The 20,141-nt window shown below is 57.3% G+C and carries 17 protein-coding genes and 1 pseudogene; 8 read left to right on the top strand and 10 right to left on the bottom strand.

What is annotated here, in order from left to right:
* Window positions 1-247: 247 nt before the first annotated feature.
* The 3 genes from HA48_RS14210 to HA48_RS22195 all read left to right on the top strand — a co-directional run bounded on the left by HA48_RS14210 (window position 248) and on the right by HA48_RS22195 (window position 3,415).
* Window positions 248-1,867, top strand: a complete 1,620-nt coding sequence (locus HA48_RS14210; RefSeq protein ID WP_128601898.1) for a peptide ABC transporter substrate-binding protein — start codon at window positions 248-250, stop codon at window positions 1,865-1,867.
* A gap of 140 nt (window positions 1,868-2,007) precedes the next feature.
* Window positions 2,008-2,991 carry a zinc transporter ZntB gene (gene zntB, locus HA48_RS14205; RefSeq protein ID WP_128601897.1) on the top strand — a complete coding sequence of 328 codons (984 nt, stop codon included), beginning with the start codon at window positions 2,008-2,010 and terminating at the stop codon, window positions 2,989-2,991.
* A gap of 277 nt (window positions 2,992-3,268) precedes the next feature.
* Complete coding sequence (locus HA48_RS22195; protein WP_167377152.1) at window positions 3,269-3,415, top strand: hypothetical protein; 147 nt, start codon at window positions 3,269-3,271, stop codon at window positions 3,413-3,415.
* A 51-nt stretch (window positions 3,416-3,466) separates the two neighbouring features.
* On the opposite strand, the gene ttcA is transcribed toward HA48_RS22195, so the two are convergent.
* Together ttcA and HA48_RS14195 are read right to left on the bottom strand one after the other, a co-directional pair.
* The gene (gene ttcA / locus HA48_RS14200; RefSeq protein ID WP_128601896.1) at window positions 3,467-4,402 is read right to left on the bottom strand and encodes a tRNA 2-thiocytidine(32) synthetase TtcA; all 936 of its coding nucleotides are present in this window, start codon (window positions 4,400-4,402) and stop codon (window positions 3,467-3,469) included.
* 178 nt (window positions 4,403-4,580) lie between these two features.
* Entirely contained in the window at window positions 4,581-5,237 is a 657-nt protein-coding gene (locus HA48_RS14195; RefSeq protein WP_128601895.1) for an MgtC/SapB family protein, read from the bottom strand.
* A 184-nt stretch (window positions 5,238-5,421) separates the two neighbouring features.
* Here HA48_RS14195 and HA48_RS14190 point away from each other — a divergent pair, with 184 nt between their 5' ends.
* Entirely contained in the window at window positions 5,422-5,694 is a 273-nt protein-coding gene (locus HA48_RS14190; RefSeq protein WP_128601894.1) for a putative hemolysin, read from the top strand.
* Between the two features lie 15 nt (window positions 5,695-5,709).
* Here HA48_RS14190 and HA48_RS14185 read toward each other — a convergent pair whose 3' ends face one another.
* Entirely contained in the window at window positions 5,710-6,702 is a 993-nt protein-coding gene (locus tag HA48_RS14185) for a 2-hydroxyacid dehydrogenase (RefSeq protein WP_128601893.1), read from the bottom strand.
* A gap of 165 nt (window positions 6,703-6,867) precedes the next feature.
* On the opposite strand from HA48_RS14185, the pseudogene HA48_RS14180 reads away from it, so the two are divergent.
* From HA48_RS14180 to HA48_RS14170, 3 genes and pseudogenes are all read left to right on the top strand, one after another.
* A pseudogene (locus HA48_RS14180) lies at window positions 6,868-9,485 on the top strand (YdbH family protein).
* Window positions 9,482-9,670, top strand: a complete 189-nt coding sequence (locus HA48_RS14175; protein WP_039333459.1) for a YnbE family lipoprotein — start codon at window positions 9,482-9,484, stop codon at window positions 9,668-9,670. The pseudogene HA48_RS14180 and the gene HA48_RS14175 overlap by 4 nt, the downstream one beginning before the upstream one ends.
* An 11-nt stretch (window positions 9,671-9,681) precedes the next feature.
* Window positions 9,682-10,005, top strand: a complete 324-nt coding sequence (locus HA48_RS14170; protein WP_128601892.1) for a YdbL family probable chaperone protein — start codon at window positions 9,682-9,684, stop codon at window positions 10,003-10,005.
* Between the two features lie 69 nt (window positions 10,006-10,074).
* Here the strand turns inward: HA48_RS14170 and azoR are convergent, their stop codons facing one another.
* Complete coding sequence (azoR, locus tag HA48_RS14165; RefSeq protein ID WP_128601891.1) at window positions 10,075-10,674, bottom strand: FMN-dependent NADH-azoreductase; 600 nt, start codon at window positions 10,672-10,674, stop codon at window positions 10,075-10,077.
* Between the two features lie 252 nt (window positions 10,675-10,926).
* On the opposite strand from azoR, the gene hrpA reads away from it, so the two are divergent.
* A complete protein-coding gene (gene hrpA, locus HA48_RS14160; protein ID WP_128601890.1) occupies window positions 10,927-14,835 on the top strand; it encodes an ATP-dependent RNA helicase HrpA in 3,909 nt (1,302 codons plus the stop codon).
* Window positions 14,836-14,871: 36 nt separating this feature from the next.
* On the opposite strand, the gene HA48_RS14155 is transcribed toward hrpA, so the two are convergent.
* The 6 genes from HA48_RS14155 to rstA form a co-directional block, all read right to left on the bottom strand.
* The gene (locus HA48_RS14155; protein ID WP_128601889.1) at window positions 14,872-15,678 is read right to left on the bottom strand and encodes a trypsin-like serine peptidase; all 807 of its coding nucleotides are present in this window, start codon (window positions 15,676-15,678) and stop codon (window positions 14,872-14,874) included.
* 107 nt (window positions 15,679-15,785) lie between these two features.
* Window positions 15,786-15,875: a small membrane protein YdgU gene (ydgU, locus tag HA48_RS23040; protein ID WP_482809943.1), complete on the bottom strand. Its 90-nt coding sequence runs from the start codon at window positions 15,873-15,875 to the stop codon at window positions 15,786-15,788.
* Between the two features lie 82 nt (window positions 15,876-15,957).
* On the bottom strand, window positions 15,958-16,374 hold the full coding sequence (asr, locus tag HA48_RS14150) for an acid resistance repetitive basic protein Asr (RefSeq protein ID WP_128601888.1): 417 nt from the start codon (window positions 16,372-16,374) through the stop codon (window positions 15,958-15,960).
* A 200-nt stretch (window positions 16,375-16,574) separates the two neighbouring features.
* The gene (locus tag HA48_RS14145) at window positions 16,575-18,062 is read right to left on the bottom strand and encodes a carboxypeptidase M32 (protein WP_128601887.1); all 1,488 of its coding nucleotides are present in this window, start codon (window positions 18,060-18,062) and stop codon (window positions 16,575-16,577) included.
* A gap of 11 nt (window positions 18,063-18,073) precedes the next feature.
* Complete coding sequence (gene rstB / locus HA48_RS14140) at window positions 18,074-19,384, bottom strand: two-component system sensor histidine kinase RstB (protein WP_128601886.1); 1,311 nt, start codon at window positions 19,382-19,384, stop codon at window positions 18,074-18,076.
* Window positions 19,384-20,106: a two-component system response regulator RstA gene (gene rstA / locus HA48_RS14135; protein ID WP_128601885.1), complete on the bottom strand. Its 723-nt coding sequence runs from the start codon at window positions 20,104-20,106 to the stop codon at window positions 19,384-19,386. The genes rstB and rstA overlap by 1 nt, the downstream gene beginning before the upstream one ends.
* Window positions 20,107-20,141: the final 35 nt, after the last annotated feature.

Here is a 20,141-nt window from a genome sequence, read left to right as displayed (position 1 = left end):
CGACTGCCCATATTGTTGCCATTTTGCGTCCAGCTTGCCGCGCAGCGGGCGCGGATGGTGTGTCGTCATGCGTTTCCTGCCTGGTTGAGCATTAATTTTGTGACCGGGAATCCAGCCTCAACATAACGGTAAACAGCATCCGGGGAAATAGCTATATATCAATCAGCGATTTGCGATAGAGTGCCAAAAGTCGCTGGCGACGCAACCTCCTTCGCGGTCGCCATTTTTTTCGGGTAAAGGAGTGGTGATGAAACTGACTTTCCGCAAAACGCTGACCGCATTAATGCTGACCAGCGCAATTTCGCCCGCCTTCGCAGCCAGCGTGCCAGCCGGGGCAACGTTAGCCAGTAAGCAGGAGATCGTGCGCCATATTAAAGATGAACCCGCCTCGCTTGACCCGCTAAAAGCGGTCGGTTTGCCGGAGATTCAGGTTATGCGCGATCTGTTTGAAGGGCTCACCAATCAGGATGCCCGGGGCAACATCGTGCCGGGCGTCGCGCAAAGCTGGAGCAGTAACGATAACAAGAGCTGGATTTTCACCCTGCGGAAAGATGCGCGCTGGTCAAATGGCGAGCCAGTGACGGCGCAGGATTTTGTCTATAGCTGGCAGCGGGTCGTCGATCCTAAAAACAGTTCACCCTTTGCCTGGTTTGCCGCACTGAGCGGCATTGAGAACGCAGAAGCGATCACCAAAGGGGAGATGCCCGCCACGAAACTGGGCGTGACCGCCATCGGCGCTAGTCAGCTAAAAGTGACGCTGTCACGCCCTGTGCCCTGGTTCCCGGCGATGGTGGCCAATGCTGCAATGTATCCGGTCTCGCAGAAGGTGATTGAGCAACAGGGCGAGAACTGGACTGCGCCGGGCAAGCTGGTCGGCAACGGCGCGTACCAGCTTGAGTCGCGGGTGGTTAACGAAAAGATCGTGCTGGTACGTAATCCTCACTACTGGAATGACAAACAGTCCGTGCTGACCAAAGTGACGTTCATTCCGATTAATGAAGAGTCGAGCGCCACCAAACGCTACCGTGCCGGTGATATCGACATCACAGAGTCCTTTCCGAAAAATATGTATGCGCTGCTGAAGCGCTCCCTGCCGGGCGAGGTCTATACACCAGACCAGCTGGGGACTTACTACTACGCCTTCAACACGCAAAAAGGGCCAACCGCCGACGTGCGGGTGCGTAAGGCGCTCTCCTGGAGCATCGATCGCCGCATCATCGCGGAAAAAGTGTTGGGCACCGGTGAAAAACCGGCCTGGCACTTTACCCCGGACGTCACCGCAGGCTTTACGCCGCAGCAGAGCTATCTGCAACAGCACAGCCAGCAGGAGCTGAACGCACAGGCCAAAGCGTTGCTTACTGCGGCAGGCTATGGGCCCGCCAAACCGCTGCATTTGACGCTGCTGTATAACACCTCGGAGAGCCATCAGAAGATTGCGATTGCCGTCGCCTCAATGTGGAAAAAGAGTCTTGGCGTGGACGTTACGCTGCAGAATCAGGAGTGGAAAACATACATTGATAGCCGTAATAGCGGCAATTTTGATGTGATCCGCGCGTCGTGGGTCGGCGATTACAACGAACCCTCCACCTTCCTCAGTCTGTTAACCTCGAGTCACAGCGGTAATATTGCCCGCTTTAAGAGCGCCGACTATGATGCGGTACTGAATAAAGCCAGCAATGAAACCAGCCGTGCAGCGCGCAACGCCGATTACAATAAGGCCGAGCAGATTATCGCCGATCAGGTGCCGATTGCGCCGCTCTATCAATACACCAACGGGCGTTTAATTAAGCCGTGGGTGAAAGGGTATCCGATAAATAATCCGGAAGACGTGGCTTACAGCCGTGAACTGTGGATTGAGAAGCACTGATCGCCCTCTGTTATCACCTGCGCGGCGCACTGAACTGTGCCGCGCACCGCGCCTGTCATTTTTGCTCACAGCCTGATGATTGCAACTGGCCCGCGTCACGCTAGACTGTATCGTATTGATTTTGATAGTGAGGCGAGTGCGTGAACGTCATTGAAGGAAAAGCGCTGCAGGTATCGGATGCGATAATATCCTGCCAGTTTGATGGGAAAGGGGGTGTCATTCCGATTGAGGATAAAGACATCATCCACTGTGAACGTCACTGCTGGCTGCACCTGAATTATACCCAGCGGCAGAGCGCAGAGTGGTTACAGAATACGCCACTGATTCCTGACGCCGTGCGTGATGCGCTGGCCGGTGACAGCATGCGGCCGCGCGTCACCCGTCTTGGCGACGGGTTTATGATTGTGCTACGCAGCGTTAATCACAACGCCGATTCCCGGCCCGATCAGCTGGTGGCGATGCGCGTCTTCATTAACGACAAGCTGATCGTCTCTACGCGACGGCGCAAAGTTTATGCCGTTGACGAAGTCCTGACGGAGTTGCAAAAAGGCAATGGCCCGGTTGACGGCGGCAGCTGGCTGGTGGATGTCTGCGATGCGCTGACCGATCACGCCAGTGAGTTTATTGAAGAGATGCACGACAAAATCATTGAGCTGGAAGATGCCCTGATGGACCAGCAGGTGCCCGCACGCGGCGAGCTGGCGCTGCTGCGCAAGCAGTTAATTGTGATGCGGCGCTACATGGCACCGCAGCGTGATGTCTATGCGCGCCTGGCGAGTGAGAAGTTGCCGTGGATGAATGATGACGATCGGCGCCGTATGCAGGATGTGGCGGACCGGCTCGGGCGCGGCCTTGACGATCTTAATGCCGGCGTGGCGCGTACCGGTATTCTGGCTGATGAAGTGGCTTCACTGCTGGCCGAATCGATGAACCGCCGCACCTATACCATGTCGCTTATGGCGATGATCTTCCTGCCTGCTACCTTCCTGACAGGCCTGTTTGGCGTCAACCTCGGCGGTATTCCCGGCGGCAACTGGCCGCTCGGATTCACTGCGTTTTGTGTTCTGCTGCTGGTGATGGTACTGGGCGTTGCGCTGTGGCTGAAGCGGCGCAACTGGCTATAGCACAGACTGAAAAAGGCAATGTTGTTAAAAACCGGGAAAAACCTGATCGATATCAATAAGCCCCAGGCACAGTCAGGGCAAACTCTCTTCCGCAGGTGAATGCAACGTCAAGCGATGGGCGTTGTGCTCCATATTGTCTTACTTCCTTTTTTGAATTACTGCATAGCACATTTGATTCGTACGACGCCGGCTTATCCGCCGGCTTTTTTTTACCCGCTTGGCTTAACCCGGTATCTTTCCTACGCTTAAAGGACATTCAGCGAAACAGGAGAAGGGCATGCGAATGCAACACGCCAGCGAACCTATCCCCACCGATCCGCCACCGATTCCTGAGCCGGTGCCACAGCCGCAGCCAATACCGGAACCTGAACCGCCGCACGATCCTGAATTTCCACCTATTAGCGATCCACCGCCGCACCGCTAATAAAAAAGGCGCGTAGCCGAAGCGACGCGCCTTATTTTTTCAGAACCGTATTTATTTGATTTCCAGTATATCCAGACGCGCACTGACATCAGGCGCGTCTTCATCGTCAGGTTGCCAGCCAGCCGGTTGTACCGGCAGGGTTTCACGGTCAAAGCCGATATCACCGCCATCAACCACGCTATCGCCGTGTTTGATGCTTTTAAAATCGAACAGATTAATGTCTGCCATATGCGACGGCACAATGTTCTGCATCGCGCTGAACATGGTCTCAATGCGGCCCGGATAGCGTTTATCCCAGTCACGCAGCATGTCCGCTACCACCTGACGCTGCAGGTTAGGCTGTGAACCACACAGGTTACAAGGAATGATCGGGAACTGACGCGCCTCGGCAAAGCGGATGATGTCTTTTTCACGGCAGTAGGCCAGCGGACGGATCACAATGTGCTTACCGTCATCGCTCATCAGTTTCGGCGGCATGCCTTTCATCTTGCCACCGTAGAACATATTCAGGAACAGTGTTTGCAGGATGTCATCGCGATGGTGACCCAGCGCGATCTTCGTGCAGCCCAGTTCGGTCGCGGTGCGATACAGAATTCCGCGGCGCAGGCGCGAGCAGAGTGAGCAGGTGGTTTTGCCTTCCGGGATCTTCTCTTTAACAATCGAGTAGGTATCTTCATTAACGATTTTATACTCGACGCCCAGCTCATCCAGATAAGCTGGCAGGATATGTTCAGGAAACCCTGGCTGTTTCTGATCAAGGTTAACGGCAATCAGCGAAAAGTTTACCGGCGCGCTCTGCTGCAAATTGCGTAAAATTTCCAGCATGGTGTAGCTATCTTTACCGCCGGAGAGGCACACCATAATGCGATCGCCTTCCTCAATCATGTTGAAATCGGCGATGGCTTCACCCACGTTGCGCCGCAGACGCTTCTGCAGCTTGTTAAGGTTGTATTGTTCTTTCTTGTTTACTTCTTGATTTTCCGACATTATTTTCAAGCCTGAGAGAGAAGGCAAGGGCCGTTAGCGGCTGAAACAGGTTTCAGTGGCAATAAACCCTTTTGACATGAGTGCGTATGGTACGGATTGCGGGCGCGAAAGCCAGTCTAACGTGATCGCTTTGTACTGAAATCTATTAGTCATGCGCCGTTTCATCGTGGACGCTGACTCACATCATCTCCAGCGACTGCACGCCTTTAATTTCCATCACTTTATCATAGATAGCGTGCATAGGGGCGCGACGTGACAATGTCACCTCTACGCTCAGTTCGCATAAGCCGCTCTCTTCATCACGGTTGACCACGGCGATATGCCCGTAGCGCACCTTTTCCCGCTGCAGCACCAGTAGCACCAGCGGCACGCTTTTGGGTTTCAAATGCACAATTAACGTATGGTGGCGTCCAATCAGCCAGTGGCTAATCCGGCGGAAGGTCTCCAGCACCACCAGCGCCAGCACCGTGCCGTAAATGCCAATTTCATACATGCCGCTGCCAATCACTAAGCCGATTGCCGCGGTGACCCATAACCCGGCGGCGGTGGTTAACCCTTTAACAATCTGCTTCTGAATAATGATGGTGCCAGCACCAAGAAAGCCCATGCCGCTTACCACCTGCGCGGCAATCCGGCTGGGATCGAGCGAGACATGCTGATCGCCGAGCATATCGGCGAAGCCATACTTTGATACCAGCATAAACATCGCACTGCCGATGCCGACCAGAATATGTGTACGCAGGCCCGCTTCTTTGGCACGCATCTGACGCTCAAGACCGATTAATCCTCCCAGAATACCCGCCAGCGCGATACGGATAAGCATGTCCGTTAACATTATTCCCCCTGAGTGTCCTGATAATCCCGTGCGAAGAGGGCAAGTGGCCCCAATCCAATCAGGATAATTCTGCTTGCAATACCTGAAATTAAATTTTGTAAAAAGCTGTGTCGCCTATCGATCCCTCACCGCACCTGACATATGCTGGTGCGACTTTTCCGCCAGGTCCCCCGGAGCCCAATCGATGAAAGCCGCTACTTTACTGCTGGCCGGTGCCGCGCTGTTACTCTCTGCCTGCAGCAGCAACAGTGACAGTGAACCGCCGCAGCAGGCTACTGCCGCCCACGTCCAGCCCCATGTGATTATGTCATCTATGGCTGAGGTTAACTGCAGTAATGCCGGGGGGACGCTGGCGTTTTCGCGTCAGTTAGACGGTTCACGCGTTGGCATGTGCCAGCTGGTGAACGGTCGCCGCTGCGATGAGCAAGCGCTGATAGGTGGATCGTGCGCCCGCTAAAGCAGGCGCAATGTGTTATGCAGTCACCTGATTTGGGCAGTGTTCGCCACGGTCGAGTTGTTGCAGGTTGCCCAGCGTGGTTTCCGAAATCGCGGTGAGAGCCTCAGCAGTGAGAAACGCCTGATGGCCAGTAAACAGTACGTTGTGGCAGGCTGACAGGCGACGGAACACGTCGTCCTGAATCACATCATTGGATTTATCCTCAAAGAACAGGCCGCGTTCGTTCTCATACACATCCATACCCAGTGAGCCGATTTTCTGCTGCTTCAGTGCATCAATGGCCGCCTGCGAATCGATCAATCCGCCACGGCTGGTGTTGATGATCATGACGCCATCTTTCATCTGGCTAAACGCCTGCGCATCCAGCAGATGGTGGTTTTCCGGCGTTAGCGGACAGTGCAGCGTAATCACATCCGATTCAGTAAACAGCGTTTTCAGATCGACATACTCTGCACCCAGCGCCAGAGCTGCATCGCTTGGATAAGGATCATACGCCAGCAGCCGCATGCCAAATCCTTTCAGAATGCGCATCGTCGCAACGCCAATTTTACCCGTACCGATTACGCCAGCGGTTTTATTGTGCATATTGAAACCGGTTAAGCCATCCAGAGAAAAGTTGGCGTCGCGCGTGCGCTGATAAGCACGATGAATCCGGCGGTTGAGCGTCATCATCAGGCCAATAGTGTGCTCGGCCACCGCTTCGGGCGAGTAGGCGGGCACGCGTACCACCTGTAAACCCAGCGCAGCTGCCGTATCCAGATCGACATTATTAAACCCGGCGCAGCGCAGGGCGATATACTTCACCCCCAGCGCGGCAAGCTCCTCAACCACTGCTTTGCTGGCGTCATCATTCACGAAGATGCACACCGCATCATATCCGGCCGCGTTTTTTGCTGTGGTCTCCGTCAGCAAAAAGTCAAAGAAGGCCAGCTCAAATCCATAGCTGGCATTAACATGCTCAAGATATTTCTGGTCATAGTGCTTGGTGCTATAAACCGCAACTTTCATTGTTTCGCTCCTGAAAAATGTTAGGCCGTTATCACTACAGGATAACGGTTTCCGCCTGACTTTGCTGGTATTCAGCCGGTGAATCGGGGTAAGACCTTCATTTGCCGGGCATAACATGCCATCATCATTGTCAGGATTACGTTAACAACAGGAACGTTAGCTGCCATGACGCGGGGCCTTCGTCGAACACTAGCTGCGCTGATGGCGCTGATATTACTGCTTCTGGGCTTGCTGCTGACGCTGACGCAATGGCTGCCGCGTCTGGCGGGGATCTGGCTACCGGAAAATACCCGCGTTGAGCTAAACGGTACCCCACGCTGGCATCATGGTGGCCTGGCGTTTCCTCAGGTGCGCTATCTGGCAGATCAGTGTGAGCTGGCAAACGTGGAAGATGTGGTCATTGGCTGGCAGCAGCAGCGCTGGCAGGTTAATGCGCGGCATGTGCAACTCAACAGCGACTGTCTGCAAGCGCTGCCGCAGGGTGAGGCGGGGGGCGCACCGCGCAGCCTCGCTGCATGGCAGCAGATGCTGCCGGGCGCAGATATCCATCTGCAACAGCTGAGTATTCTGCCGTGGCAAGCTTACGCGGGTCATTTCGATCTCACCCTCAGTAAAGAGACGCAGCGGCTGCACTATCAGGGTGACAATCTGTTACTGGATGCGCACCTGACCGGCCAGCAGCTCCACATTGCGCAGCTGCAGCTTCGCCATCCTCTGTTACCTGAACCGCTGACGCTGCAGGGCGATCTGACCTTGCCCACTTTCGCCAATGGTTTGCCGGTGGCTGGCGAACTACGGGGCGGGGTGCATATTACCCAGTGGCCGCAGCCGCTTATGCTGGCCCTTAACTGGCAGCAGCAGCAAGGCGTGTTAAGCGTGCAGCAGCAGGGTGAGGACGATCCTTTGCTGCAACTGCCGTGGCAGGTGGATGCGCAGCAGATTCGCATTACGCAAGGCCGCTGGCGCTGGCCGCAGGCTACACAAGCGCTCTCCGGCGGATTGGCGCTCACGCTCGATAACTGGCAGCAGGGGCTGGAGAAGACACTGGTAAGCGGACGCATGAATTTGCTGACGCAAGGGCGTGGCGGGAAAGGCAATCTGGTGCTGAGCGTCGGGCCGGGCACGCTCAGCCTGATCGACAGCGCACTGCCGTTCCGGTTAACCGGCGAAAGTAAACTCGCCGATCTGCAACTCTACGGCAGCATACCCGGCCTGCTGCACGGCATGCTGACCGATCCGCAGCTGAGCCTGAAACAGGGCGCACTGCTGCGTTTGCGCGGCCGGCTACTGGACACGCTGGAAGTGGATGAGGCGCGCTGGCCGCTGGCGGGTGTCACCGTAGCATCACGCGGGATCAATGGCCGCCTGCAGGCTATTCTCAAGGCTCACGACGCGCAATACGGGCGCTTTACGCTGCACCTGGATGGCCGCGCCAGCGACTTCTGGCCTGACAGCGGGCGCTGGCGCTGGCGTTACTGGGGCGATGGCCGTCTGGCGCCGCTTGATGCCCGTTGGGATGTGCGGGGCACCGGCGGCTGGCAGGAGAGGCTGATTAGTCTGGATACGCTGGATACCGGTTTCGATAAGCTGGCGTATGGTGCGGTAGCGGTGGATGCACCGCGCCTGACGCTAACCGCGCCGGTGCGCTGGCAGCGTGACCCGGCCGCGCCAACGTTCACCGGCGGTTTTGCACTAAAATCCGGCCAGACGCAGTTCAGCTATGGCGGCTGGCTGCCAGCGTCTGAGCTCAACTTCGCAGCCCAGGGGCGCGATCCCAGCCATTTCCTCTGGCGTGGCGATCTCAGGGCAGAGGATATCGGGCCGCTGCGCGTACACGGGCGTTGGGATGGCGAACGCCTGCGCGGCGAAGCCTGGTGGCCGGCTCAGTCGCTGACGGTTTTCCAGCCGCTGCTAAGCAGCGATCTGAAGATGCGTATCCAGTCCGGTGAACTGCGGGCGCAGATCGCTTTCTCTGCCGCCGCCGGCCAGGGCTTCGAAGCAGGTGGTTTCTGGGCAGTGAGTAACGGCAGTGTCTGGATGCCGGACAGTGAGATCAACGGCGTCGATTTTACCCTGCCATTCCGCCTGAAAGATCATCGGTGGCAGCTCGGACGGCGCGGGCCGGTCACGCTGCGTATTGCTGAAGTGAAAAACCAGTTTGCGCTACAGAACATCACGGCCGATCTGCAGGGGCACTATCCGTGGCAGGTGCGCCAGCCGCTGACGCTGAGCAATGTTAATCTTGACCTGCTGGGCGGCCACGTTAGCCTGCCGCTGCTGCAGATGCCGCAGCAGCAGCCTGCACGCGTTTCGCTGCGGAATATTGATCTCAGCGAGCTGGTCACCGCCATCAAACCGAAACAGTTTGCCATGTCCGGCAAGGTTAGCGGCGAGTTGCCGCTGTGGCTGAGCAATCCGCAGTGCTGATCGAGAAGGGCTGGATTGCCAATAGTGGCCCGCTGACCTTCCGTATGGATAAAGACATGGCGGATGCGATTGTCAGCAATAACATCGCGGCGGGGGCGGCAATGGACTGGCTGCGCTACATGGAAATTTCACGATCCTGGGCGACGATCGATCTGGATAATGTTGGGCGTCTGACCATGCAGGCGGAGGTCAAAGGCACCAGTCAGTTCAGTAACCGGCGCCAGTCAATTAACCTGAACTATCAGCATCAGGAAAACCTGTTCCAGCTGTGGCGCAGTTTGCGCTTTGGCGATAATTTGCAATCCTGGGTGGAGCAGCACGCCACCCTGCCATCAAAAAGGGACCCGAAACCATGAGCCTGAGGGCACTACTGGTGCTGGCAGCCGGGCTGCCGCTAATGGGCTGCGTGCCGCGTATTGAAGTGGCGGCGCCGAAAGAGCCTATTACCATTAACATGAACGTAAAAATCGAGCATGAGATCCACATTAAAGTGGATAAAGATGTGGAAGCGCTGCTGAAAAATCAGAGCGGTCTGTTTTGAGGAGGCGCAGCATGAAACGTCACAGCATCGCGCTGGTAATGGCGCTGTTACTGACGCCATCGGCCTGGGCGCTCACGCTGGATGACGCGCGCCAGCAGGGGCGCGCCGGCGAAACGCTGAGCGGCTATCTCGCTGCACGTCAGCAGGATGAGGAGACGCTGGCACTGGTAAAGCGCATTAATGCGGGCCGTATGCAGCAGTATGCGCGTGTGGCGCAGCAAAATAGACTTACAACCAGCGAAGTGGCGCGCATCGCCGGCGAAAAGCTGGTAAATCGTGCCGGCAGCGGCGAGTACGTGCGCGGCATTAACGGGCAGTGGCTGCAGAAGCAGTAGGCGCGCTTCAGGCGTAAAAAAGCCGGGCACTCAGGCCCGGCAAATCAGATAGCACTGTTTTAATGATAATTACGCAGCAACAATCTGTTTGATCGCATCTTTGGCATCGCTGGCCGCTTTGGTCGCCACTTCCGGACCGTAAGCGATACCTTCAGCGAACACGAAGTTCACATCGGTGATGCCGATAAAGCCAAGGAACAGTTTGACGTAAGGAGTCAGCAGATCGCTTGGGGTATCTTTGTGAATGCCGCCGCGGCTGGAGAGGATCACGGCACGCTTACCTTTCACCAGGCCTTCCGGACCCGCTTCGGTGTAGCGGAAGGTCACGCCAGCGCGGGCAATCAGGTCAAAGTAGTTCTTCAGCTGCGTCGGGATGTTGAAGTTGTACATTGGCGCGGCGATAACCACGGTGTCATGGGCCTGCAGTTCTGCAATCAGCTCATCAGAGAGCGCCAGGGCTTCCTGCTGACGCGGTGACAGCGGAGCGTCAGAGGGACGCAGTGCGCCAACCAGCTCACCATCCAGCACCGGAATCGGCTGAGCTGCCAGGTCACGTACGGTGACGTCATTGCCTTTAGCGCGTGCCTCTTCCGCATAAAAATCAGCCAGCTGATTTGACTGAGAGTAACCGGCGAGAATGCTTGATTTCAGAACTAAAACGTTGCTCATGGTAGGTTCCTGTACGTTATGCGGTTGGCTTACCGCTCAATGCGTTACACTCTACGGCGTTCCTCCGGACGGTAAAAGCGTAATATTTCGAGGTCTATGTTCGAAATTATTGAATAAGGTGGCACGCCTTGTCAGGTCAGTCAGGCCAGTTTGTGCTATGATGGCGGCCATTAATCGATTGAATCTGCCGGGGATTCCGCCGGCAATGAGCGCCGCTGTCAGGGCCGCTGCAACAACAGGTAACTCATCACTATGTCATCATCCGTTACGTCACCTTTAGCCCCTCTCTGGACGCGGCTCGATAACCTGATGCTGCGCGATCGCCAGCGCTTGCAGCGCCGTCTGCACGGCGCGGCAAAAGTGAAGAATCCGGCTGCTCAGCAGGGCATTGCGGCTGAACTGGAAAGCGAGTTCGCAACCGCTGAGCAGCGCGTGGCGCAGCGCACGGCTGCCACGCCGCGCATTACGTTTCCGGAAAATCTGCCGGTCAGCCAGAAACAGCAGGAGATTGCCGCCGCCATCCGCGATCATCAGGTGGTGATTGTGGCCGGGGAGACGGGGTCCGGTAAAACCACGCAGCTGCCTAAAATCTGCCTTGCGCTCGGGCGTGGCGTAAAAGGCCTGATTGGACATACGCAGCCGCGTCGCCTGGCCGCCCGCACGGTGGCGAACCGCATCGCGGAGGAGCTCAACACCTCTCTGGGTGGCACCATCGGTTATAAGGTTCGTTTTAACGATCAGGTCAGTGAGACCACCCAGGTTAAACTGATGACCGATGGCATTTTGCTGGCCGAAATCCAGCAGGATCGCCAGCTGCTGCAGTATGACACCATCATCATTGATGAAGCTCACGAACGCAGTCTGAATATCGATTTCCTGCTGGGCTATCTGCGCGAGCTGCTGCCGCGTCGCCCGGATCTGAAAGTGATTATCACCTCGGCCACCATCGATCCGCAGCGCTTTTCACGCCACTTCAACCATGCGCCGGTCATCGAAGTCTCGGGCCGCACCTATCCGGTAGAGGTCCGTTATCGCCCGATCGTCGAAGAGGCTGACGACACGGAGCGCGACCAGCTACAGGCGATATTTGATGCAGTTGATGAGCTGGGCCAGGAGAGCCGCGGCGACATCTTGATCTTTATGAGCGGCGAGCGGGAGATTCGGGACACCGCTGATGCGCTGATGAAGCGCGATCTGCCCCATACCGAGATTCTGCCGCTGTATGCGCGGCTGTCGAACGCCGAGCAGAACCGCGTATTCCAGTCACACAGCGGCCGCCGCATCGTGCTGGCGACCAACGTGGCGGAAACCTCGCTGACCGTGCCGGGCATCAAATACGTTATCGATCCGGGCACCGCACGTATCAGCCGCTACAGCTACCGCACCAAGGTCCAGCGCCTGCCGATTGAGCCGATTTCGCAAGCCTCCGCCAACCAGCGTAAAGGGCGCTGCGGTCGCGTGTCGGAAGGTATCTGTATCCGTCTCTACTCGGAAGATGATTTCCTGAGCCGCCCGGCGTTTACCGATCCGGAGATTCTGCGCACCAATCTGGCCTCGGTCATTTTGCAGATGACGGCGCTCGGGCTGGGTGACATTGCCGCTTTCCCGTTCGTAGAGGCGCCGGACAGGCGCAATATTCAGGATGGCGTACGTCTGCTGGAGGAGCTGGGGGCAATCACCCTCAGCGAAGATGAAACCTATAAACTGACCGCCTCAGGACGCAATCTGGCGCAGTTACCGGTCGATCCCCGTCTGGCGCGCATGGTGCTGGAGGCGCAGAAGTTCGGCTGCGTACGCGAAGTGATGATTATCGCGGCCGCCCTGTCGATTCAGGACCCGCGTGAGCGTCCGGTGGAGAAACAGCAGGCATCCGATGAGAAACACCGGCGTTTTGCGGATAAAGAGTCGGATTTCCTCGCTTTCGTGAATCTGTGGAACTACCTGCAGGAGCAGCAGAAAGCGCTGTCCGGTAGTCAGTTCCGTCGCCAGTGTAAAAGCGATTTCCTTAACTATCTGCGCGTGCGTGAGTGGCAAGACATTTATACGCAGCTGCGTCAGGTTGTGCGCGAGCAGGGCCTGCCGGTCAACAGTGAGCCGGCGCCCTATCGTGAAGTGCACTGCGCACTGCTGACCGGGTTACTGTCACATATTGGCCAGAAAGATGCCGAAAAACAGGAGTTCACCGGCGCACGCAACGCACGCTTCTCCATCTTCCCGGGCTCCGGGCTGTTTAAGAAGCCGCCGAAGTGGACCATGGTGGCAGAGCTGGTAGAGACCAGCCGTCTATGGGGCCGCGTGGCCGCGCGCATCGACCCGGAGTGGATTGAACCGCTGGCGCAGCATCTGCTGAAGCGCAGCTACAGCGAGCCGCACTGGGAGAAAGCGCAGGGCGCCGTGATGGCTACCGAAAAGGTGACGCTCTACGGTTTACCGATTGTGCAGGCCCGAAAAGTGAACTACAGCCGCATCGACCCGCAGCTCAGCCGTGAGCTGTTTATTCGCCATGCGCTGGTGGAGGGCGAATGGCAAACGCGCCACGCTTTCTTCCGTAATAACCTGAAGCTGCGCAGTGAAGTTGAGGATCTGGAGCACAAATCGCGCCGCCGCGACATTCTGGTGGATGACGAGACGCTGTTTGCCTTTTACGATCGCCGCATTGGCAGCGACGTGGTTTCGGCACGCCACTTTGACAGCTGGTGGAAGCAGGCCAGTAAAGAGAATCCCGAGCTGCTGAATTTTGATAAGCAGATGCTGATCAAAGATGGCGCGGAGAAGATCAGCCAGCTCGATTATCCGAACTTCTGGTATCAGGGCAATCTGAAGCTGAAGCTCAGCTATCAGTTTGAGCCGGGCGCCGATGCGGATGGCGTAACGGTGCACATTCCGCTGCCGCTGCTGAACCAGGTCGATGAGAGCGGATTCGAGTGGCAGATCCCCGGCGTGCGGCGCGAGCTGATTATTGCGCTGATAAAGTCACTGCCGAAGCCGGTGCGGCGCAACTTTGTGCCGGCACCGAACTACGCTGAAGCATTTCTGGGGCGGGTGACGGCGCTGGAGTCGCCGCTGCTGGATGCGCTGGAGCGCGAGTTCCGCCGCATGTCGGGCGTGACCATTGACCGCGACGCCTGGCAGTGGGATCAGGTGCCCGATCATCTCAGGATGACTTTCCGCGTGGTTGACGAGCACAACCGTAAGCTTCAGGAGGGCAAGGATCTGCATCAGCTCAAGCAACTGCTGAAAGGCAAGGTGCAGGAGACGCTATCAAAAGTGGCGGATGACGGACTGGAGCAGAGTGGACTGCACATCTGGAGCTTTGGCGACCTGCCGCAAAGCTATCAGCAGAAGCGCGGCAACTATCAGGTGAAAGCCTGGCCTGCGCTGGTGGATGAGAAAGAGAGCGTAGCGATCCGCCTGTTTGACAGTGAGCAGGAGCAGCAGAAGATGATGTGGCGCGGTCAGCGCCGCTTGCTGCTGCTGAATATTCCGTCGCCGATCAAGTACCTGCATGAGAAGCTTCCCAACAAAGCGAAGCTGGGACTGTACTTTAATCCCTACGGCAAAGTGCTGGATCTGATCGATGACTGTATCGCCTGCGGCGTTGATAAGCTGATGGGAGAGGCGGGCGGTCCGGCGTGGCAGCAGGCGAACTTTGAGCAGCTACGCGATAAAGTGCGCGCCGAGCTGAATGATACGGTGGTGACCATTGCGAAGCAGGTCGAGCAAATCCTTACCAGCGTTTTCAGGATCAATAAGTTCCTCAAGGGGCGCGTCGATATGACGCTGGCACTGGCACTGGCGGATATCAAGGCTCAGCTGAACGGGCTGGTGTACCGCGGCTTCGTGACCGGGAACGGTTATCAGCGCCTTGGCGATACGCTGCGTTATCTGCACGGCATTGAGCGCCGCCTGGATAAGCTGCCGGTTGATCCGCATAGCGATCGGGCACGGATGCTGAAAGTGCAGGCGGTAGAGCAGGCCTGGCAGGCGTGGCGCAATAAATTGCCGCCGCAGCGGCAGGATGATGCCGAGGTGCAGGCGATTCGCTGGATGCTTGAGGAGTTGCGTATCAGCTATTTCGCGCAGCAGCTCGGCACGCCGTACCCCATCTCTGATAAGCGCATTCTGCAGGCGATGGAGCAGATCGGTCAGGCGCAGGGGTGATATGAACGCAGGCGGCCCTGTCGGGGCGCCTGCGGCTTACTGTGCCAGCTCTTCCAGCTTGTCTTTGAACGATGTCACCGCAATGGCGCGGTTATCGGCGCGGTAGCGATCGGCCGCAGCAGGGGCTGAACTCTGCACGGCGACCAGCTGCCAGCCATCGTCCTGCTTCAGCAGCAGCGGTGAACCGCTATCCCCGGGCAGGGTGTCGCACTGGTGTGACAGCACCGCGCGCTGCGCCCAGCCGGTAATAACGCAATCGCTGTGCGAATAGAGCGTATCAAGGTGATCGGCCGGATAGCCAGCCTGCGTGACTTTACGATCGGTCACTTTCAGCGCCGCGGTCAGATCGCTGCGCGACCCGTCAAACAGCGGAATCGGCACGATACCCGAGGGCGGATTGTGCAGAATCACCAGACCATAGTCGTAAGGGGCAGCGCCGGGCGGCACAATCCAGCCTTCGCCATCTGCCTGTAAACGGCGCGCCAGCGAGGGCTCCACGCGCGCATCAATATCATGAATTTCATAACGCCAGCCTTTGGCGCCGGCCATAAAGCGCAGCGCCACCGGTTTATCAAATTTTCCGGGCGGCGTGAGTAAACAGTGGCCGGCGGTGAGGGCGAGGTGAGCAGAAATAAGCGTGGCGGTGCACAGATTACCGCTCTCGGTTTCGAGCTGACCAATCGCGTCCCACGGGGCAGCGCTGACATCCGTAATGGCCTGACGGTGATCTTTGCCAAAGAACAGGGTTTTGATCTCTTGTGGGCTGAGCCCATCTTCATCATCGGCATGTGCGGCGAGATTAACGCTAAAAAGACCAACAAATAACAGGATAGCCAGGCGCATAGTTCTCTCAATGGCGAGAATAAAGTGAGGGTTTTGTCATCACGCTTGAGCGATAACTATAGTCGGTGAGCGGTAAAAAAGGGAGAAATATTGGAGTAATCAGCACGCTACAACGACCAGATAAAAAAGCTGGCTGCGACCAGGCCGCATAGAATCATCACAATCAGGATTATTTCGAAGCGATAGCGACGCACCATTTTTCGCTACTCCAGTAAATAAACACCCGGCATAACCGGGTGTTTTCAATCAATAATGCGGTGTTGGCGCGCAACGGCAACCTTATTTAGCTGCTTTTTTCGCTTTGTGATGTTTTTTAGCGGCCTGCGCTTTCTGTGCAGCAGGCTTGGTTACTTTTTTGTGGTGCTTTTTAGCAGCCTGCGCTTTCTGTGCAGCAGGTTTAGTGGCTTTGTGGTGCTTTTTAGCCGCCTGTGCTTTCTGTGCAGCTGGTTTGGTGGCTTTATGATGCTTTTTAGCCGCCTGCGCTTTCTGCTCAGCAGGCGCTTTCTTCGCCTTGTGGTGTTTCTTAGCCGCCTGCGCCTTCTGCGCAGCCGCTTTCTTATGGTGAGTCATTTTATGTTTTACTGGCGCGGTAGTTGTCGCGGCAGCAGCTGGCGCAGCGGTAGTTGTCTCAGCGGCGAAAGCAACAGAAGACAGACCCATAGCAGCGGCGATCACCAGTGCAAATAATTTTTTCATTGCAAAATCCTCGGACTATTTTTCATGTGTAGCCCACTGCGGGGCCGGTGAGAAGACTATATGAAAAACGGTCCAGCCTTTCCGTGAGGGATTGGTATCGGCGTGTAACCGATTGTACAACGCGGGAGAGGCGTGGATTTTCTGCAGGCCGTGACTGTTTTTGGCGTGGCGACCCGGCAGGGCCGCCAGCCAAGCGGCATTTACTCAGACAAATAGCGCTGTTCGAGGTGCTGGCGGAAATGCTGCGGATTCAGCGCTTCGCCGGTGGCATTAAGCAGCAGCTGTTCTGTCGGGAAGCGGCTGCCGTGCTGCCAGATATTCTGCTGCAACCAGTCGAACACCGGCTGCAGTTCGCCCTGACGGATGAGTTCATCAACCTGAGGGATCGCCCGCTTCACGGCCTGGAACAGCTGGGCGGCATACATCGCGCCCAGCGTGTAGGTCGGGAAGTAGCCGAAAGCGCCGTCGGTCCAGTGGATATCCTGCATACAGCCATCACGGTAATTGCCCCGCGTATCTATGCCCAGCGACTGCTGCATCTTTTCATCCCACAGCGCCGGAATATCCTCGACCTCAATGTCGCCTTCAATCAGTGCGCGTTCGATCTCATAACGCAGAATGACGTGCGCAGGATAGCTCAGCTCATCGGCATCGACACGAATAAAGCCCGGCTGCACGCGCTGCGTCAGGCGCACAAAGTTATGTGGCGTCAGCGCGGGCTGGTCGCCCATCAGCGCCACCACCTGCGGATGGATATGCTGCAGGAAAGCGGCACTGCGGCCCAGTTGCATCTCCATAAACAGACTTTGCGATTCATGCATTGCAGTAGAACGCGCCTGCGCTACAGGCTGCCCGCGCCACTGGATCGGCAGATTCTGCTCATAACGCGCATGGCCGGTCTCGTGAATAACGCCCATCAGCGCACTGAGAAAATCGTTTTCGTTATAACGCGTAGTGATCCGGACATCTTCCGGCACGCCGCCGCAGAACGGATGCGCGCTAACGTCCAGACGGCCATGGTTAAAATCAAAGCCCAGCGTAGACATGACGCTCAAACCCAGCTGTTTCTGCGATTCGATGGCAAACGGGCCGACCGGCGTGGCGATCGGCGCCTGCTGCTGCTTCTCTACCACTCGCTGCAGCAGATCGGGCAGCCAGCCCTTCAGATCGCCAAAGGTGCGATCGAGCTGCGCGCTGGTCATGCCGGGCTCGAATACATCCAGCAAAGCATCGTAGCGCGAGACGCCCAGCGCCTCCGCACGCAGCTGCGCCTCTTCACGGCTCAGCCTGACTACCTCTTTCAGGTTGGCGCTGAAACCCTGCCAGTCATTGGCCGGGCGCTGGCTGCGCCAGGCGTGCTCACAGCGGGAGCCGGCCAGCGATTTCGCCTCCACCAGCGATGCCGGCAGAAGCGTGGCCTGGCGCCACGCGCGCTGCATTTCATACAGGTTGGCCTGCTCAACATCGTTCAGCGAGGCCTGCTGCGCCGCCTCAAATAGCCCGCCGAGACGTTTATCCGTGAGCATTTCATGCATAAAGACGCTCAGTTCGGCCATCGCTTCACCGCGCGCCTGGCTGCCGCCCGGCGGCATGGTGGTCTGCATGTCCACACCGGCGATTGCCCCCAAATGCCCGAAGCGGGAGAGGCGTTGGAAGGTGCGGCAAAGTTCCTGATAAGCAGTGGTCATGTAAAAGCTCCTTAAGACGGTAAGCGCGGTGCAAGATCCCGCAAGGGTAGGTCAACCGGCCAGCGAAAGCGAACGCTGGCTCCGCCCAGTGGGCTACTCTCAATCGAAACATCGCCCTGAAGTGCCTGAGCGATGGAGTGCACAATCGCCAGCCCAAGTCCGCAGCCGCCGGTGGCGCGATCGCGGCTGGGATCAAGACGCACAAAGGGTTCAAACACCCGGGCACGCTCCTCCGGCGGAATACCCGGGCCATCATCCTCGACCTGCAGATGGCCCATTGCGCCATCAAACCACAGGCTGACCCGCAAACGCTGCTGAGCGTAACGCAGTGCGTTATTGACCAGATTATCCAGCACCCGCTCCATCAGGCGCGTATCAGCGGAGCCGACGTTTTCCAGCTGCGGGATGTCCAGGGTAATCTGCGTCTGCGGATTCATCGCCTGCACATCCTCAATGTGTACCCGCAGCCACTGCGCCAAATCGAACGATTGCAGATTGAGATCGACCCGCGGGCGATCGAGGCGTGCATAGGTCAGCAGCTCCTCAATCAGGCTCTCCAGCTGGCCAACATCCCGATTCAGCGCTGCAGATTCCGCAGCGGTAAGATTATCACTCATCTCCAGCCGGTAGCGCAGGCGCACCAGTGGCGTTCGCAGCTCATGCGCGATGCCATCTATCAGCTGCTTTTTACTGGCGACCAGCGTATTGATGTTCTCTGCCATCTGGTTGAAGGCCACGCCCAGACTGTGCAGGCTGGAGGTGCTCTCAAAATGGGTACGCACATCCAGCTCGCCGCGGCCAAAGCGCTGCGCCGCCTTCTCCAGACGCTGCATCTCCTGCCAGTGCGGGCGCAGCCAGATAAACACCGGCAGCGCCAGCGACATACCGATAAACGCCAGTAGCGCGACATCAAGGATGCGCATCTGGTGCAGGTAAAACAGGTAGGGGATCGGGCCCACGGAGAGGACATAGTGGCTGCGTGGAATGTGCTGCAGGAAGGTGTACTGATCATCGAGCGCGACAATCTCACCGGCGCGTAGCCGTTTCATGTCAACGTCATCCAGCTGGTATTTGCTCATCGGTTCGATATGCAGATCGAACGAGAGATCGAGGTCGAGGCTGCGGATGGTTTTGTTCCAGTCGCGCGGCGGGATCTCGCGCAGCTCACTGCGCATCAGGAACAGTGAGCTGGCCATCAGGTCATTCATGGACTGCCTGCCTGCGCGTTCGGCGGTGAATTTGTACACCAGCCCGACCAGCAGCGTCATCACCAGGAAGCAGACAAACAGCAGCAAATAAAACTGAATGAAGAGCTTTCTCATCAGGAGGGGGTATCCCAGGCCTGCGGCGCAAACAGATAGCCTTTGTTACGGATGGTTTTGATGCGGAAGGGTTCGGTCGCGCTGTCGTAGAGCTTCTTGCGCAGGCGTGAAATCGCCACATCAATGCTGCGATCCATGCCGTCGTAGCTCACGCCGCGCAGGGTTTTCAGCAACGCATCACGGTCAAGAATCTGGCCGGCGTGGTTGGCCAGCTCCCACAGCAGATCAAAATCGGCCGTCGAGAGCGTAATGTTCTCTTCAAAGAGCGTCACCTGACGATTCAGCGAATCGATGGTGAGCGAGCCGAAGCGCAGCACCTTCTGTGAACGCTGCTTCTCCGGCGTTACCTCTGGTTTGCCCACCTGCGCCTGGCGCAAATGCAGACGTAACCGCGCCAGCAGCACCGCCGGCGGGGTCGTTTTCAGAATGTAGTCATTGGCGCCCATCTCCAGCGCCAGAATATGGTTCATGTCACTGTCCAGCGACGTCAGCAGCACAATCGGCCCCTGCCAGTGGGCGCGCAGATCGCGGCACAGCGTCATGCCATCTTTACCCGGCAGCATGATGTCCAGCAGCACCAGTTCAGGATCGGCCGCCAGGATGGTGGCTTCCGCACGGTCGCCACGCGTCTCAACAATCACTTCAATATCGTGACGGCCGAGATAGGCCGCGATCAATTCGCCGACTTCCGGCTCATCTTCCACATAGACGATTTTGTTCATAATTCTCTGTAATAGCTGAAGATGTCAGCAGCATA

The organism is Pantoea wallisii (genome assembly GCF_002095485.1).
Taxonomy (GTDB): domain Bacteria; phylum Pseudomonadota; class Gammaproteobacteria; order Enterobacterales; family Enterobacteriaceae; genus Pantoea; species Pantoea wallisii.
The sequence above is the reverse complement of the archived record's forward strand: the minus strand, read 5'-3'. Positions and strand labels throughout refer to the sequence as shown.